The 18,324-nt window shown below is 64.4% G+C and carries 2 protein-coding genes; both read left to right on the top strand.

Going from position 1 to position 18,324, the window contains the following annotated elements:
* Positions 1-1,561: condensation domain-containing protein (locus tag MKW15_RS23630; protein WP_240862727.1), on the top strand; the 1,561-nt coding region annotated here is incomplete at its 5' end.
* Between the two features lie 74 nt (positions 1,562-1,635).
* On the top strand, positions 1,636-18,324 hold a 16,689-nt coding region (locus MKW15_RS24625; RefSeq protein ID WP_240862730.1), incomplete at its 3' end, for a non-ribosomal peptide synthetase.

The raw sequence follows: 18,324 nt of genomic DNA on the forward strand, positions 1-18,324 counted from the left end.
CCGGGTGGGCCAGGTGCTGAATGTGGATGTCTCGGTCAGGGATGTGTTTGATGCGCCGAGTGTGCGTGAACTCGCCGCAGCGACCATGGACCGGGGTTCCGCGTTGGCCCCGATCGTGGCGGTATCGCCCAGGCCGGAACGGATTCCGCTGTCGTTTGCTCAGCAACGCATGTGGTTTATCAACCAGTTCGAACCTGACCAGCCGACCTACAACCTGCCCATTGGAGTCAAGCTGGCCGGAAACCTCGACGTGGATGCATTGCGCGCCGGGGTCGTAGACGTGATCGTCAGACATGAAGTGCTTCGCACCACCTTCCCGTCGATCGACGGAGACCCCGTTCAGCTGATCCATGACGAGGCCTGGGCGTCGGACAACCTGGACTGGAGCGTCGTCGCCTCCGAGGCGGAGGTCATCGCCGCCGCGATGCGCGGTTTCGACGTCACACGCGAGTCTCCGCTTCGAATTGTGTTGTGGAAACGTGAACGGTCCGAATGGGCACTACTTGCCGTCCTTCATCACATCGCCGGTGACGGCGAGTCGATGCGCCCGCTGATCGGTGATGTGATGACCGCTTATCAAGCGCGTGTCACCGGGACGGCACCCGACTTCGCACCACTGGAGGTCCAGTTCGCCGACTATGCGATTTGGCAGCACACAATGCTGGGCGCCCCTGGCGACCCGTCGTCGGTCTCCGGCAAACAACTGGCCTACTGGACCCGACAGCTGGCGGGTGTACCGGACGTCCTGAACCTGCCGACCGATCGGCCCCGACCGCGGGTCGCATCGTCGAGCGGCGCGGTGTTGTCCGACGAAGTGCCCACGGACCTGGCCCGACGCATCAACGAGCTTGCCTCGGCGCACGGGGTGACCTCGTTCATGGTCCTGCATGCCGCACTCGCAGTACTGCTCGCGCGCCTGAGCGCAACCGACGACATCGCGATTGCGACACCGATCGCCGGTCGAGGCGACCGCGTTCTCGATCCGCTTGTCGGAATGTTCGTCAACACGCTTGCGCTACGAACCCAGATAGAACCGGGTATGAGTTTCGCCGAGTTGCTCGACCACGTTCGGCATGTCGACCTCGACGCCTTTGCGGCAGCGGATGTGCCATTCGAATCCGTGGTTGAGGCCGTCAACCCCGTGCGGTCGGAGGCCTTCGCGCCGCTTGCACAGGTGATGCTGGCCGTCGATCATCGGCCTGAGGGTGATGGCGACGGCGGGATCGAGTTCGACGGGTTGTACGTCACCCCGATGCGAGCGCCCGCGGCTTTCGCCCAGGTGGACCTCCTCCTCCGGCTCGCTGTGTTCGGAGACAGACCATGGGGCCTGGAGATCACCTACGCAACGGACCTCTTTGATGAGGCATCCGTGGGGGCGATCGCCCGCCGCTACATCGCGCTCCTGGATGCGCTGACCACGGATCCAGGAGCGGCGGTCGGCGATGCCCCTATCATGGACGAGATCGAGGAGAAGCGATTGATCGGCTGGTCCAGTGGGCCCGAGGCCCTACCGGGCGAGCAGACCGTCACCTGGATGCTCACCCGACCGCCCTCGACGTGAAACGACATAACCGATGAAAGCATTGATGGTGACATGGGCCATCAGCCAAATCTTCGACAAAGGACTGTAGAACTGTGGCAGATTTCATCCGGGTTCCCGCCGACCCGAGTCAGACTGCGCTGACGTTCGGTACCCGGAACGTCTCGTACGAAGAACTCTCGGCGCGAGTGGCAACTCTGGGACGCGAATTGATTTCGCATGGGGTCGCGCCTGATGTCGCAGTGGCGGTGTGCATCGAACGCTCGGTGGAGATGTTGGTTGCGATCCACGCAGTCGTGGCCGCGGGCGGACAGTATGTGCCGATCGACACGGCTGCACCGGCCGAACGCGTGCGGTACATGTTGCAGACCGCCGACGTGACCCTGGTCGTGGTGGCCGCCGGACAGCGTCCGGATTGGGCTGAGGAATCGGCCGGCCTCCGCCTCGTCGAGGTTGATTGCACGGGGACTGTCGATCCGGCGGCTGCCGATGCCGCCCCGATCACCGATCGTGACCGGCTGTCGCCTCTGCGTCCAGACCATGCTGTCTACACGCTGTTCACCTCGGGCTCGACGGGACGACCGAAGGGCGTGACGGTGTCACATCGGTCCGTCATGAACATGCTCACGTGGTTCGACGAGCTCATAGGTGACACGGGCGATGCGACGATCGTCATCAAGACGCCGTACACGTTCGATGTGTCGGTGCCAGAGATTTTTTGGCCGATGGTGCGCGGTACCCGGGCGGTGATCGCTGACCCGGACGGGCACCGTGATTCGGTCTACTTGCGGCGGTTGTTCGAAGACACACGGCCGTCTGTGGTGCAGTTCGTACCATCGATGCTGGCGGCCTTCCTCGACGACCTCGATGGTGAAGCGGCAGACCTGTCTTCAGTGACACGGCTGGTGGCCTGCGGAGAGGCGCTGAGTCCGGCGACCATGGACAAGGCGTTCACGGCGATGCCCGACGCGAAAATTGTCAATCTGTACGGTCCGACCGAGGACGCGGTGTTCGCGACGATCGCCGTCCTACGCCCGGGATCGAGTGTTGTGCCGATCGGTGTTCCGGCACTGAACATTACCGCATATGTCCTGGATCGCCGCCTTCGGATCGTGCCGGCCGGCGTTCCGGGCGAACTGTATCTAGGTGGGGTGCAGTTGGCACGAGGGTATGCGGCGAGAGGCGATCTCACCGCTGACCGATTTGTTGCCGATCCGTTCGGTGGGCCGGGGTCACGGATCTACCGGACCGGTGATCTGGTGCGGTGGAGCGGCGCGGGCGAACTGGAATACCTGGGACGCACGGACTTCCAGGTGAAGTTGCGGGGTCAGCGAATCGAGCTGGGAGAAATCGAATCGGTGATCGCGGCCGCTCCCGGAGTCGTGCACACCGCCGCGACAGTCGTCGAAGGCCCAGGCGGATCGCAGCATTTGGTGGCGTATGTGTCCGGTAGGTCGACAGATGAGCTGGACCTCGACGATGTCAAGCAGTCCGTCGCCGCGGCGCTGCCGTCCTACATGGTGCCGTCGGTGTGGGTGAATCTCGACGAGGTGGTGCTCAACACGGCGGGGAAGCTGGATCGAAAGGCGTTGCCGGCGCCGGACTTCAGCGGGGCAATGGCAGAGTACGTGGCACCGGGGACCCCGACCGAGGAACTTCTCGCCCAGGTCTTTGGTGATGTGCTCGGCGTCGAGCGCGTCTCGGTGGCGGAGTCGTTCTTCGATGTGGGTGGTAACTCGTTGTCGGCGATGCGGTTGGCAGCGAGGGTGTCTGAGGCTCTCGGTGTCGAGGTGTCGGTGCGGGATGTGTTCGACGCTCCTTCAGTGCGTGAGCTCATCACGGCGACTGCCGACCGAGGTGCGGGTCTGCCGCCGATCACCGCCGTCGAACCCCGTCCCGACAGCATCCCACTTTCCTTTGCGCAGCAACGGATGTGGTTCATCAACCAGTTCTCCGAGAAGACGTTCGCCGGATACAACCTGCCGTTCGTTGCTCGTCTGGTGTCGTCGGAGGGCGCCGTACGTGTCGACCCGGCTGTGGTGCATTCCGCGTTGATCGACGTGCTCGCTCGGCACGAGACCTTGCGTACCCGGTTCGTCCAGAATTCCGATGCCGACGAGGCGCAGGCACTGGTGTTGCCGGTGAGCCAGGCAGAAGAGGAACTGCGCTGGGAGAGTGTGCGCGTTGCCGACCGTGAGACTGCCCTCGGGCTGGTCGCCGATTCGGTCTCGCGTCCGTTCGACGTGTCTCGTGAACTACCCATTCGTGCCTCACTCATCGACGTGAACTCCGATGAACAGATATTGGTGGTGGTGCTGCACCACATCGCCGCCGACGGTGAGTCCCTGGCGCCGCTGTTGGCTGATGTGCTGAGTGCCTACTCGTCACGAGTGGCAGGGCGGGCTCCGGCATGGAATCCGCTGGCGGTGCAGTACTCGGACTTCGCGCTGTGGCAACGGGCCGTACTCGGCGACGCGACCGATGGTTCGACAGTCGCCGGTCGACAGTTGGCTTACTGGCGCGAGAGGTTGGCGGGCCTCCCGGATGTCCTCGAGCTGCCGACCGACTTCGCACGTCCGGCGGTGGCATCGATGGCCGGTGACGCGGTGTCGTTCAGTATGTCGCCCGCGATTCGTTCGGGCGTGGCAGCGCTGGCCCGTCAGCATGGCACCACCGAGTTCGTCGTTGTGCACGCGGCGATCGCGGCGTTGCTGGCTCGCCTGTCGTCGACCTCGGATATTGCGGTGGCAACGCCGATTGCAGGCCGCGGTCAACGCGTGCTGGATCCGATCGTGGGTATGTTCGTCAACAATCTCGTGCTGCGGACCGAGGTCTCTTCGTCGATCACGTTCGCCGAGCTTCTTGACCACGTGCGCAGGGTGGACCTCGACGCGCTGGGTCACGCCGACGTGCCATTCGAGCAAGTGGTGGACGAGGTGAATCCGGTTCGCTCGGAGGCGTTTGCCCCGCTCGCGCAGACGCTGTTCACCTTCGACCAGTTCGATCCGCAGCCGGTCGAGGTCGAGGGGTTGTCGGTGGAGCCGCTGAGTCCCGGAGTAGAGGCGGCCAAATCAGACCTGAACTTCGTGGTGGGTCGGGCAGAGGACGGCGGATACACCGGGAAGTTGATCTACGCGACTGACCTGTTCACGGCGGGCACCGCGCAGTCGATCGTCGAGCGGTTTGCGGTATTGCTCGAGACGTTCATCGAGTCGCCTTCAGCCGTGGTAGGCGATGTGGACCTGCTGAGTGCACAAGAACGCGAGAGCCTGGAGGGGCTGCCGTCACCGGTGCCCTCGACGGTGAACGCGAGTCGCTCTCTGGTCGAGGTTTTCGCTGATTCCGCTGGTGTGCAAGGGGAATCGGTGGCGGTGACGGCCTTGGGGCGGTCAGCGTCGTATGCGGAGCTGGCCAGCCGGTCGGATGCGGTGGCCGCACGTTTGGTTGCCCGGGGTGTGCGGCCAGGTGACCTCGTGGGTGTGGCGACGGCGCGGTCGGTGGACCTGGTGTCGTCTATTCTGGGGGTGTTGAAGGCCGGCGCGGCGTATGTGCCGTTGGACACCGGTAATCCCGTGGCGCGGTTGGCCTACATCGTTGCCGACTCGGGTGTGCGTGTGGTGGTCACCGACGAGTCGGTGGCCGGGCATGAGTTGTGGTCTGCGATCGATGGTGAGGTCGACGTCGTCGATGTGGCCGAACTGATCTCGGAGCCGGTGCCTGAACCTGTGCTGCCTGCGATTCCGGCAGACGCACGTGCGTATGTGATCTACACGTCCGGTTCGACAGGTCTGCCCAAGGGTGTCGAGGTCACCCATCGGAATGTGCTGATGCTGATGGACACCGCGGCAGCCGAGTTCGATTTCGGTGCCGACGATGTGTGGACGATGTTCCATTCCTATGCATTCGACTTCACGGTGTGGGAACTGTGGGGACCGTTGCTCTCGGGTGGCCGATTGCTGATCGTCGATCGCGACGTTGCCCGTGATACCGAACTGTTCATGCAGCTGTTGACCGACGAGGGCGTGACCGTGCTGTCACAAACCCCATCGGCGTTCTACCAGCTTATCGATGCGCGGCGCCGTCACGATACGCAGTTGGCCCTGCGGTACATCGTGTTCGGTGGCGAGGCACTGAGCTTTGAGCAGGTGCGGCGCTGGTACGACAGCTTCCCGGCCGATACCGCCGAGCTGGTAAACATGTATGGCATCACCGAGACGACGGTGCACGTGTCGTTCCGTGGGCTGGATCGGGAACTGGTGTCGGCGGGCGACGGGTCTTTCATCGGTCGTCCGTTGGCGTCGCTGGCGATTCATGTCCTCGACGACCGGCTGCGGCCGGTTCCCGAAGGGGTACCTGGTGAGATGTACGTCGCCGGTGGACAATTGGCGCAAGGTTATCTCGATCGCGCGGGGTTGACCTCGACGCGCTTCGTGGCCGATCCGTTCGGCGGGTGCGGTGGTCGGTTGTATCGCACCGGGGACCGGGCTCGTCGCGTCGGCGGCGATATCGAGTACTTGGGCCGGGGGGACGCGCAGGTACAGCTGCGTGGTTTCCGCATTGAATACGGCGAGGTCGAGTCCGCGTTGCTGACCGCGGACGGGGTTGCGGGTGCGGCTGCCCGAGTGGTCGAGATCGCCGGTCGCGGAGAACAACTCGTCGGCTACGTGGTGGCCGACGCGGACGCAGAGATCGACGGGCAGCGGGTCCGCGCTGCTGCCGCACTGGCAGTCCCGGGCTACATGGTTCCCGATCAGGTGGTGGTCGTGGAGTCGTTGCCGTTGACCGGCAACGGCAAACTCGACCGAGACGCGCTGCCGGTACCGGGTGCGATCACCGGAGCCGCCGAGTTCGTTGCCCCGTCGGATGAGCGCGAAGTACTGGTGGCGCAGAAGTTCGCCGATGTGCTCGGAGTGCCACAGATCTCGGTGGTCGAGTCGTTCTTCGACCTGGGTGGCAACTCGTTGTCGGCGATGCGGTTGGCGGCGCGTCTGGGGGAGTCGCTTGGTGTCGAGGTCTCCGTGCGAGATGTGTTCGATGCGTCGTCGGTGCGGGAGCTCATTGCGTTGACGGCAGACCGTGGCGCTCCCCGGACAGCATTGACTCCGCAGCATCGACCGGAAGAGCTGCCGTTGTCAGCGATGCAGCGCCGGATGTGGTTCATCAACCAGTTCGATACGGACTCGGCCGCGTACAACATTCCGTTGCCGTTCCGGTTCCGAGGCGGCATCGACCTGGCCGCGTTGCGGCAGGCCGTTGTCGATGTTCTCGATCGGCACGAGGTCCTCCGTACCTATTACCCCGGTGGAGTGGGTGGTCCGCGTCAAGAGATCGTGGATGGCGCTGATCTCGCCAGACGGCTTGATCTGAGCGTCGTCTCGGAGCAGGCGGATCTGATCGCCGATGCTCAACGGGGCTTCAACGTCGCTGTCGAGCTCCCGATGCGCGTACGCGTCTGGCAATCTCCTGATGGAGCGATCACCGAGGTTCTTGTCGTGGTGCATCACATCGCGTTCGACGGTGAGTCGGTACCGGTGCTCTTGCGGGATCTTCTGTCCGCCTACGCAAGCCGGGTCTCCGGCGAAGCTCCGGGATGGGCACCCCTCCCGGTGCAGTACGCCGATTACACGTTGTGGCAGCAGCGGGTGCTGGGCGATGTCAGTGATCCCGATAGCGCGTTGGGGCGTCAGCTCGCTCACTGGAATGAGCGGCTGAGGGGCGTGCCGGCGGTCACTGATCTGCCGATGGATCGACCGCGTCCGGCTGTTGCCGACCTGACTCCGGGCATTGTGCGCGTGGACATGCCGGCGGAATTGAGCGCTGGTGTTGCGGGGCTGGCGGCTGATCAACAGGTCACCCCTTTCATGATTTTCCATGCGGTGTCGGCGATCACGGTGGCGCGACTGGCGGCCACCACCGATGTGGTGATCGGTGCGCCGATTGCCGGGCGGACGGATCCAGCGCTGGAAGATTTGGTCGGGATGTTCGTCAACACGCTCGTGTTGCGGACCGAGGTTGATCCGGGCACCACGGTGGCCGATCTGCTGACTCATGTGCGGGTCAGGGATCTGGAAGCGTTCGCGAATGCCGACGTTCATTTCGAGCAACTGGTGGAGAAGCTTGCGCCGGAGCGATCGACGGCGCACGCACCACTGGTGCAGATTGCGTTGACGCACACCGCCGGTGATCTCGACATCGGGCCGGTCTCGCTGGGCTCGGCTGTGACGGCCGAGCCGATCGAGGTGGATGTTACTGAGGTCAAGGGTGATCTGACCATCAGTGTGCATGAGGGCGAGACGATCTCGCTCCAGTTGCACTATGCCGCAGCCTTGTTCGATGAGTCGACAATGCGCCGATTTGCGGCGGTGTGGCAGCGGGTGCTGGCAGCAGTGATCACCGACAGCACCGTGGCGGTTGGCGACATCGACATCGTCGCGACCGGCGAGGCGACAGCAGGGGCTCCGCGTCTGGCGGCGGCCCAACCGCAGAGCGACGTGGCGCGAGCCTTCGGGGGAACCGTGGAGCCAGGTACTCTGATCGACCTGCTCGATCGGCGGGACGTCGATCCGACCCATCCGGCGGTGATCTGCGGGGACGTCGAGCTCGACTACGCCGAGTTCGAGGCTCGGACGAATCGTGTTGCACGGGCGTTGATCGCTCGCGGTGTCGGTCCGGAGTCGGTGGTGGCTGTTGCTCTGGAACGGTCGATCGAGTCAGTGATAGCGGTATGGGGCATCGTCAAGTCGGGTGCGGCATACGTGCCCATCGACCCGAGCTTCCCGGCTGACCGAATCGCGTACATGCTGGCAGACTCCGGTGCCCGCCTTGGGGTTACCGCGCCGGCTTCCGCCGCCGTGATCGAATCGGCTGAGGCCGCGTGCCACTGGTACACCATCGACGAGCTAGACGATCCGGCGACCGGCAGTGAACCCATCGCAGCTGATGAGCGGCGTGGTTCGGTCCGACTGGACAACCTGGTGTACCTGGTCTACACCTCCGGCACCACCGGGCGCCCCAAGGGAGTGGGTGTCAGCAATGCCGGGATGGCTGTGCTCGCGACTGCATCGTTGACGATGACGGGCACCCGCGACGACGACCCGGATACCCGGGTACTTCATGTGGCCTCGATGAGCTTCGATGCGGCCTTCGCGGAGATGGTAGCCGCGATTGTTGCCGGGCACACGCTGGTCGTCGCACCGCAGACCGCCTATGCCGGTGACGCGCTGGGGCAGGTGCTCGACGGTGGCGAGGTCACCTACATGCTGATCACACCGACTGTGCTGGCCACGCTGGACACCCGGTACGGGGAGACGATCCGGAACGTGATGGTGGTGGGTGAGGCGTGCCCGCCGGAGCTGATCGAGCGCTGGTCGGCGCGTGGACGTCGAATCTTCAACGGATACGGCCCTGCTGAGACCACCGTATGGGCCACCAAAGGAAGGCTCCTGCCCAACAAGCCGATCACCATCGGACGCGCCCATCCAGGCTTCACCGCGCACGTCCTCGATGCTCGCTTGCATCCGGTACCGCAGGGTGTGGTCGGTGAGCTCTACCTGTCGACTGCGGGTGTGGCTCGCGGCTACGTGCACCGTCCGGGGCAGACTGCGACGAGTTTCGTTGCCGATCCGTTCAGTGGCAACGGCGTGCGAATGTATGCCACCGGAGACCTGGCCAGGCTCACCGCGTCCGGCGACCTGGAGTTCGTCGGACGTGTCGACCACCAGGTGAAGATCAACGGGCAGCGCGTCGAGCTCGGTGAGATCGAATCGGTTCTCGCCGAAACACCCGGCGTGACCCAGGCTGTGGTTCTCGGTGTCACCTCCGACGCCGACAACGGCGGACGCACCAGGCTCATCGGCTATGTTGTTGCGCCACAGGGTGTCGATGTCACCGAAGTGCTCGCTGGCGCCGCAACCCGACTGCCCTCGCACATGGTGCCTGCACAGGTCATCGCCATCGAGACCCTCCCGCTGACTCCCGGTGGCAAACTCGATCGGAACGCGCTGCCCGCGCCCGAGGGGCCGGCGGAAACCGAGATCGTGCCACCGGCAACCGACGACGAACGCAGACTCGTGGAGATCATCGGGGCGCTGCTGGGACTCGATCAGATCGGTGTCACCGATTCGTTCTTCGCCCTCGGCGGCGATTCCATCATGTCGATCCAGCTCGCGTCTGCGGCCAACGCAGCGGGGCTTCCGCTCACCCCGCGCGAGATCTTTGAACAGAAGACGGTGCGCGGCATGGCGGCGGTTGCCGCCCAGGCCCACACAGTGCCCACGCTGGCCGAACCCGACGGTGCGGGCGCCGGGACGCTGCCGATCCCGCCGATGGTGTCGTGGTTGATCGAGCACGCCGGGGTCCCTGCCGATTTCGCAGATTTCTCGCAGTCCGCGGTGGTGCGGGTTCCCTCGGACGCCGCACTGGACGACATTCGTGCGATCCTCGCGGCTGTGGTGTCGGCGCACCCGATGCTCACTGCCCGCCTGCTCGTAGCCGACGGCGCTGAGGAAGCATCATTCGTCGCGGGTGGGGAATTCGATGCAGCGTCGGCCGTGGTCGAGATCCGAACCGAGGACGACCTGAAATCCGCACTCGTAGAGGCCCATGCCGGCGCACTCGAACGACTCGATCCTGCCACGGGCAATCTGGTCCAGGCGGTCCTGGTGACCTCGACGCTGGGTGAGAGTCGAGTCGTCCTGGCAATCCACCACATCGCGGTGGACATCGTTTCCTGGCCGATCCTCATCGAGGATCTGGCAACTGCGTGGGCGCAACTGCGCAGTGGCGGGGCGATCACAATCCGTGAAGAGAAGACCTCGTTGCGCGCCTGGATGATCGAGTTGGCCGGTCAGTCCCAGCGTCGAATGGCCGAACTTGAATACTGGCTGCGCCGATCACCGGCCGTGCCGACGCTGTTGCGCGCGGAGCTCGACCCGGCGCGGGACAGTATCGCCACCTCCTTCACCGTCACCGCAAGGGTGCAGCCGGAGCTCACCGAAGCCATTCTGGTTCGCATGCCCACACTGTTCGGTGGGAACGTCAATGACGTCCTGCTGGGTGCCCTGGCGCGGGCGATTCGTGGGTGGCAGCACGCCAATTCGATCGTCGACTCCGCACCGATCGGTATCCAGCTGGAAGGGCACGGTCGTGACGAATCAATCGTGTCGTCGAGCGAGCGTCCGCTGCGTACTGATCTGTCGCGCACCGTCGGATGGTTCACCACCATCGCTCCGGTGACGATCGACCCGGGTGCCGACATCATCCATGCGGTGAAGGCAGCCAAGGAGGAGCGGCTGGGTCAACCAGACGCCGGGGCCGGGTTCGGCGTGCTGCGCTACATGGCCGACACCGAACTCACCGAACGGCCGTTGCCGAGCATTGGATTCAACTTCGGCGGTGCGGGATCGGTAGGAATGGCGGGCGAGGCGGTCGGGACGAATGAGGGTCGAGAATCGATCCTGGCGGATTCGCTGCTACCGGCGCAGGACGCGCCGGTACTTCCCGGCACGATCAGCGGAGCAATGGTCGCGCCCTCGGGCCTGAGCGTCAACGTCTCCACGGCGTCGGCGCCGGCCGGGCGAGAACTGGTGGCGGACTTCGCAGCACCTCGCGCTGTCTTGTCCGAGACAGATGTTGCCGACATCAGTGCGCGCTGGGCCGGTGGGCTCGCCGAGTTGGTGGCCGCTGTCGGCGATCGCGATCGGGTGGGATTGTCGCCGTCGGACGTGCCCGGGGCGCAGCTCACTCAATCCGATCTCGACAACCTCTTCTCCGATTACCCCGATGCCCAGATCTGGCCGCTGGCTCCTTTGCAGAAAGGCTTGTACTTCCAGTCCGAACTGGTCGCGGGCCTGCCGGCAGGCGATGCAGTCGACGTGTATGTGACGCAAGCCGTGGTGAACATCGGGGGAGATCTCGATGCCGCGCGGCTGCGCGGTGCAGCACAGGCGCTCCTCGCCGAGCACGCGGTACTGAGGTCGGGATATGTTCGCACCTCCAGTGGAGCGGTGGCGGCCGTGGTTCCGCCCGCCGTCGAATTGCCCTGGCAGGAAATCGACCTCCGTGACGTTCCTGTGCAGGAGGTGGCCGAACGAGTGTCGGCCATCGCCAAGGCGCAGAACGTCGAACCCTTCGATTTGACCGCTCCGCCGCTGATTCGTTTTGTGCTCGTACGCCACTCGTCGGGCGCCGCACTCATCGTGACCAACCACCACATCCTGTTCGATGGCTGGTCGGGTCCGCTGGTGCTGGCGGACATGATCGCGCTGTATGCGACGGGTCAGACCTATACCTCACAGGTGTCGGGTGAGGTGGCGACCGATTTCGGTGAACACCTCCGGTTGATCGGACGGCAAGACAAGGCTGCGGGCCTGGCGGCGTGGTCTCGGGTGCTGGCACCGGTGGAGGGTCCCACGGTGGTGGCGCCGGCGGTGGCGGCCACCGACGAGTTAATGCCCCAGGACTTGGATTTCGCGGTCAGTCCGCAGTTGCGTGAGGCGTTGGAAGCGGTGGGTCGCACGCACGGTGCGACCCTGGCCACGGTCCTGCAGCTGGCGTGGGCGGTGCTCCTGTCGCGCTTGAGCGGCAACCGGGTGGTGACCTTCGGCGAGACGGTGTCGGGCCGACCCGCAGATCTTGCCGGTGCCGAGGCGATGGTGGGGCTGTTCATCAACACCCTGCCCGCCGTGGTGGACCTCGATCCGCAGGCGCGCATCGGTGAGGTGCTGGGCAAGCTGCAGGCCGACAAGGTCTCGGTGCTTGATCATCAATACCTGACCCTGCCGGAGATCGCTTCGGCAGCTGGTGTTGCGCTCGGCTTCGACACGTTGACCATTCATGAGTCGTATCCGGTGGATGCCGATTCGCTGGCGAGCGGTGGAGCGCAGGTCGAGGGGGGTCTGCAGATCGTCGACGTCCAGGCACACGACGCCACGCACTATCCGTTGAACATGGTCACGATGCCCGCCGGTGATGGGCTGACCGTGCGCTTGAAGTATCTGCCCGCGGCGTTTGACGCACAGCAGGTGGCGGTCTTCGGCGAATGCGTGATGCAGATCTTGGCCTCGATTGCCGAAGCGTCGGAGACGCCCGTGGGCGAGATCGCCCTGGCCTCCGCAGATACGGTCCGGTCGCTGATCCGAAGCAGTATCGGTGAGGAAGTGGCCATCGCCGAGGGCGCCGTGTCCGACGTGGTTGCAGCCCAGGTGGCGCGGTCACCGGAGGCGACTGCGCTCTGGTACGAGGGCCGGACGGTGTCCTATGCCGAGTTCGGTGCGCGGGTGAATGCGTTTGCGCGGGAACTGATGTCCTTCGGTGTGGGACCGGATGTCGCGGTGGCGGTGTGTGTTCCGCGGTCGCTGGAGATGATGGTCGCCATTCACGCGGTGGTTGCCGCGGGCGGGCAGTATGTGCCGATCGACACGCAGGCGCCGGCCGATCGTGCGCGGTACATGCTGGAGACCGCCGATGTTCGGGTGCTGGTGGTTTCGACAGGCTCAACCAGCGGGGTGGGCTCAACCAGCGGGGTGGGCTCAACCAGCGGGGTGGGCGACGACGTTGCCGGGGTGGTCGAGGCTGCGCAGTCGGTGGCCGTACCAGTGCTGGGTGTGGATTGCTCCGGTGAAGTGGACGTGAGAACGCCACCTGTCTCGGTTGCCGAGCGCGGCGTGCTGCACCCTGATTCGGCTGTGTACACCTTGTTCACCTCGGGGTCGACGGGTCGGCCGAAGGGCGTGACGTTGTCGCACGAGGCGCTGGTCAACCGGCTGTGGTGGGGCTTGGACGAACTGCCGATCGACGCCTCGGATGTGGTCGTGCAGAAGACGCCGTACACCTTCGACTGCTCGGTGCCGGAATTGTTTGCGCCACTGATGGTGGGTGCGACACTGGTCGTGCTGCGTGACGGCGGACATGTCGACCCGCTCTACGTTGCTCAAACCGTCGAGGAATCGCGGGCGACGATGGTCCATTTCGTCCCATCGATGCTGTCGGTGTTCATCGAACTGGTCGGCCTCGAGCGCATCGCGGCGATGGACCACGTGCGGATCGTCTCGACGACCGGTGAGGCCTTGCCCCCGGCGGTCGCGGCCGACCTGCGCCAGGCGCTTCCGGAGATCCTGTTCTACAACCTGTACGGTCCGACCGAGGCTGCCGTCGAGATCACCTATCAGCGCATCGATGAGGTCGCAGCCACCGATGTCACTGTGCCCATCGGCGTTCCGGTGTGGAATTCATCTGCGCTGGTGCTTGATTCACGACTGCGGCCGGTTCCCGCGGGTGTCCCGGGTGAGTTGTACCTCGGTGGTGTCCAGCTGGCACGCGGGTACGCCGCACGCGGTGACCTCACGGCCGACCGTTTTGTTGCTGACCCGTACGGGCCGGCCGGATCCCGGTTGTACCGCACCGGAGATCTCGTGCGCCGTAATACCGCCGGTGACCTGGAGTACCTGGGCCGTACCGACTTCCAGGTGAAGCTGCGAGGACAGCGAATCGAGTTGGGCGAGATCGAGTCGGTGATCGCCTCGGCGCCGGGTGTGGTGCACGCGGCGGCAACCGTCGTCGAGGGTCCGGCCGGTTCACAGCATCTGGTGGGATACCTGGCGCCGGCGTCGGTCGATGTCGACCTGGTGAAAGCATCTGTGGCCCAAGCGTTGCCGGGGTACATGGTGCCATCGGTGTGGATGGTGATCGACGAGTTCGTGCTCAATACTGCGGGCAAAATCGACCGGAAGGCGTTGCCGGCACCGGAGTTCGGTTCTCTGGAAGCCGAGTATGTGGCTCCGGTGGGTGCAGCCGAGGAGGCTGTGGCGGCGGTGTTTGCCGAGATCCTGGGTGTGGAGCGGGTGTCGGTGACCGAGTCGTTCTTTGATGCGGGTGGTAACTCGTTGTCGGCGATGCGGGTGATCGCGCGTGCGGGTGAGGTACTCGACGCCGATCTGAGCGTGCGGGATCTGTTCGATGCTCCGAGTGTCCGGGAGTTGGTGGCTGCGGCCGCTGGTACCGCTGGTTCGGCGTTGGCGCCGATCGTGGCGGTGGTTCCGCGTCCGGAGCGGGTGCCGTTGTCGTTCGCTCAGCAGCGGATGTGGTTCATCAACCAGTTGGATCCGTTGGCGGCAACCTACAACATTCCTGCGGTGCTGCGCTTGTCCGGCGACCTGGATTCAGACGCCTTGCGGGCCGCGGTGGGTGACGTCGTCGGCCGGCATGAGGTGTTGCGGACAACGTTCCCTGCAATCGCGGGCGAGCCGTATCAGTTGGTCGGTGATATCGCCGAGCTCGAAGGCCGAGGGGTGTGGCAGATCGTCGCCTCGGCGGAGCAGCTGAGCGCGTCGGCGATGGCCGGCTTCGACGTGACCGTTGATTGGCCGTTGCGGGTGCGGTTGTTCAGTGAGAACGAGCGTGAGCATGTGTTGGCTGTGGTGGTGCATCATATTGCGGCTGATGGTGAGTCGATGGGGCCGTTGGTTTCTGATGTGGTGACGGCGTATGCGGCGCGGGTTGCTGGTCGGGTGCCGGTGTTTGTGCCGCTTGAGGTGCAGTTTGCTGATTTCGCGTTGTGGCAGCATGCGGTGCTTGGTTCTCCGCGGGATGCGGAGTCGGTGGTTGGTCGTCAGTTGGGTTATTGGGTTGAGCAGTTGGCGGGTGCTCCGGATGTGTTGGAGTTGCCGGCTGATCGGCCGCGGCCTGCGGTGGCCAGCCATCGTGGTCGTAGTTTTGGGTTTGAGGTTCCGGCGCAGCTTGGTGAGCGGGTTGATCGGGTGGCGCAGGCTGCTGGGGTGACGCCGTTCATGGTGGTTCATGCGGCGTTGGCGGTGTTGCTGGGTCGGTTGGGTGCTACTGGGGATGTGTCGGTGGCCACGCCTATTGCTGGTCGTGGTCAGCGGGTGCTGGATCCGTTGGTCGGCATGTTTGTCAACACGTTGGTGTTGCGTACGCGGTTTTCGTCGGCGGAGTCGTTTGCGGAACTACTTGACCAGGTTCGCCGGGTTGATCTGGATGCGTTTGCGCATGCGGATGCGCCGTTCGAGACGGTGGTCGAGGCGGTTGATCCGGTTCGTAGTGAGTCGTTTGGTCCGTTGGCGCAGGTGGTGTTGGCGGTGACGCAGGGTGCGGTGGCGGTGCCGTCGGTGCAGGTGGGTGATCTGCAGTTGGAGCCTGTTGTCTCTCAGGAGGTTCCGGCGCAGTACGACCTGCATGTGAATGTGGCGATGGCGTCGGGTTCGGTGTGGCAGTCCTCGATTGTGTATGCGACGGATTTGTTTGATGAGTCCTCGATTGCGGTGTTGGTACAGCGGTTGTTGGCGGTGTTGGATGCGGTGACTGCTGATCCGGGTGTGGCGGTCGGTGATGTGGCGTTGTTGACCGGGGCTGAGCGGGAGCGGTTGGCTGGTTTGCCGGTTCCGGTGGCTGTTGGTGGTCGGTCTTTGGTTGATCTGTTTGCTGGTTCGGTTGCTGTTCATGGTGGTTCGGTGGCGGTGTCGGCGTTGGGTCGGTCGTTGTCGTATGCCGAGTTGGATGTGCGGTCTTCGGCGGTGGCTGCTGGTTTGGTGGCTGTGGGTGTGCGGCCGGGTGATTTGGTGGGGTTGGCCACGGCGCGGTCGGTGGATGTGGTGTGCGCGATTGTGGGTGTGCTCAAGGCTGGTGCGGGGTATTTGCCGTTGGATGTGACCAATCCGGTGGACCGGCTTGAGTACATCGTTGGTGATGCGGGTGTGTCGGTGGTGGTGACTGATTCGTCGACGGCTGGTCATGGTTTGTGGTCGGTGGTCGGCGGCGGTGTGCGGGTTCTTGATGTTGATGAACTTGTCGCCGGGAATGCTGATGTGGCAGCCGATTTCGTGCCTGTTGTGGTGTCGTCTTCGGCGCGGGCGTATGTGATTTATACGTCGGGGTCGACGGGTCTGCCCAAGGGTGTGGAAGTCACTCATGGTGATGTGTCGGAGTTGATGGCGGCGTGTGCGCAGGATTTCGAGTTCCGCGGCGATGATGTGTGGACGTTGTTCCATTCGTATGCGTTCGACTTCTCGGTGTGGGAGTTGTGGGGGCCGTTGCTTTCTGGTGCGCGGGTGGTGATCGTTGATCGGGACCTGGCGCGCGATATTGATGGTTTTGTCGATGTGCTTGCTGCCGAGCGGGTGTCGGTGTTGAGTCTGACGCCGTCGGCGTTCTACCAGTTGATCGATGCTCGGCGTCGTCGTGCGCCGGAGTTGGCGTTGCGGTATGTGGTGTTCGGTGGTGAGGAGCTCTCGTTCGAGCAGGTTGCGCGTTGGTTCGAGTTCTTCCCGGCCGATGCTGCGCAGTTGGTGAACATGTATGGCATCACCGAGACGACGGTGCATGTGTCGTTTAGGCCGATTGATCGGTCGGTGGTGTCGGCGGCTGATCCTTCGTTTATCGGTCGGGCGTTGTCGTCGTTGGCGATTCACATTTTGGATGACCGGTTGCGGCCGGTGCCGGCGGGTGTGGTCGGTGAGATGTATGTGGCCGGTCACCAGTTGGCGCAGAGCTATTTGGGTCGTGCTGGGTTGTCGGCGACTCGGTTTGTGGCCAACCCGTTCGCGGGTGTTGGTGGCGGTTCGCGGTTGTATCGCACCGGTGATCTGGCGCGGTGGGTTGGCGCTGATATCGAGTATTTGGGTCGTGCTGATGGTCAGGTGCAGTTGCGTGGTTTCCGTGTCGAGTACGGGGAGGTCGAGGCGGCACTGTTGACGGTGGCCGGGGTGGCTGGTGCTGCGGCGCGGATTGTTGCTGATGCCCATCGTGGTGATGTGTTGGTCGGCTATGTGGTGGCCGATGCCGATGTGGTGCTCGATGTGCAGGTGGTGCGTGAGGCCGCGGGTGCGAAGGTGCCGCGTTATATGGTGCCCGATCTGGTGACGGTGGTGGATCGGTTGCCGTTGACGGCGAATGGCAAGCTTGATCGGAAGGCGTTGCCGGAGCCTGATTTTGAGGGCAGTGGCGGTGAGTTGGTGGCTCCGGTGGGTGCAGCCGAGGAGGCTGTGGCGGCGGTGTTTGCCGAGATCCTGGGTGTGGAGCGGGTGTCGGTGACCGAGTCGTTCTTTGATGCGGGTGGTAACTCGTTGTCGGCGATGCGGGTGATCGCGCGTGCGGGTGAGGTACTCGACGCCGATCTGAGCGTGCGGGACTTCTTTGACGCGTCCACCGTGCGCGACCTGGTGACCCTTGCTGCCGGAAAGAGCCCGGCGCTGGCGCCGATCACCGCGGTCACGCCGCGCCCGGAGCGGGTGCCGCTCTCGTTCGCGCAGCAGCGACTGTGGTTCCTGAACCGGCTGAATCCGTCGAATGCGACCTACAACATCCCGATCGTGTTGCGGCTGACCGGTCGCCTGGATGAAGCAGCGATGCGTGCGGCGATCGTCGATGTCGTCGCACGGCAGGAGATCTTGCGGACAACGTTCCCCGAGATCGATGGCGAGCCGTACCAGCTGGTGCATCCGATCTCCGAGATCGAGTCGAGTGTGCCGTGGGCGACGGTGTCATCCCAGGAGGAGATTGCCGCAGCTGCCGGTCGTGGCTTCGATCTGACCAGCGAATGGCCGCTGCGCGTTCTGTTGTGGCCGGTCGCCGAGGACGAACACGTCCTCGCCGTGATCGGGCAGCACATCGCCATGGACGGCGAGTCTCTCCGACCGCTGGTGACCGAGGTCGTCACCGCGTATGTCGAACGGTCCGCGGGTCGCGCGCCGGAGTGGGAGCCACTTGCGGTGCAGTTCGCTGATTTCGCGATCTGGCAGCACGAGGTGTTGGGGTCGCCGGAGGATTCCGAT

The sequence above is a fragment of the Gordonia gummivorans genome (assembly GCF_022513585.1).
GTDB lineage: Bacteria > Actinomycetota > Actinomycetes > Mycobacteriales > Mycobacteriaceae > Gordonia.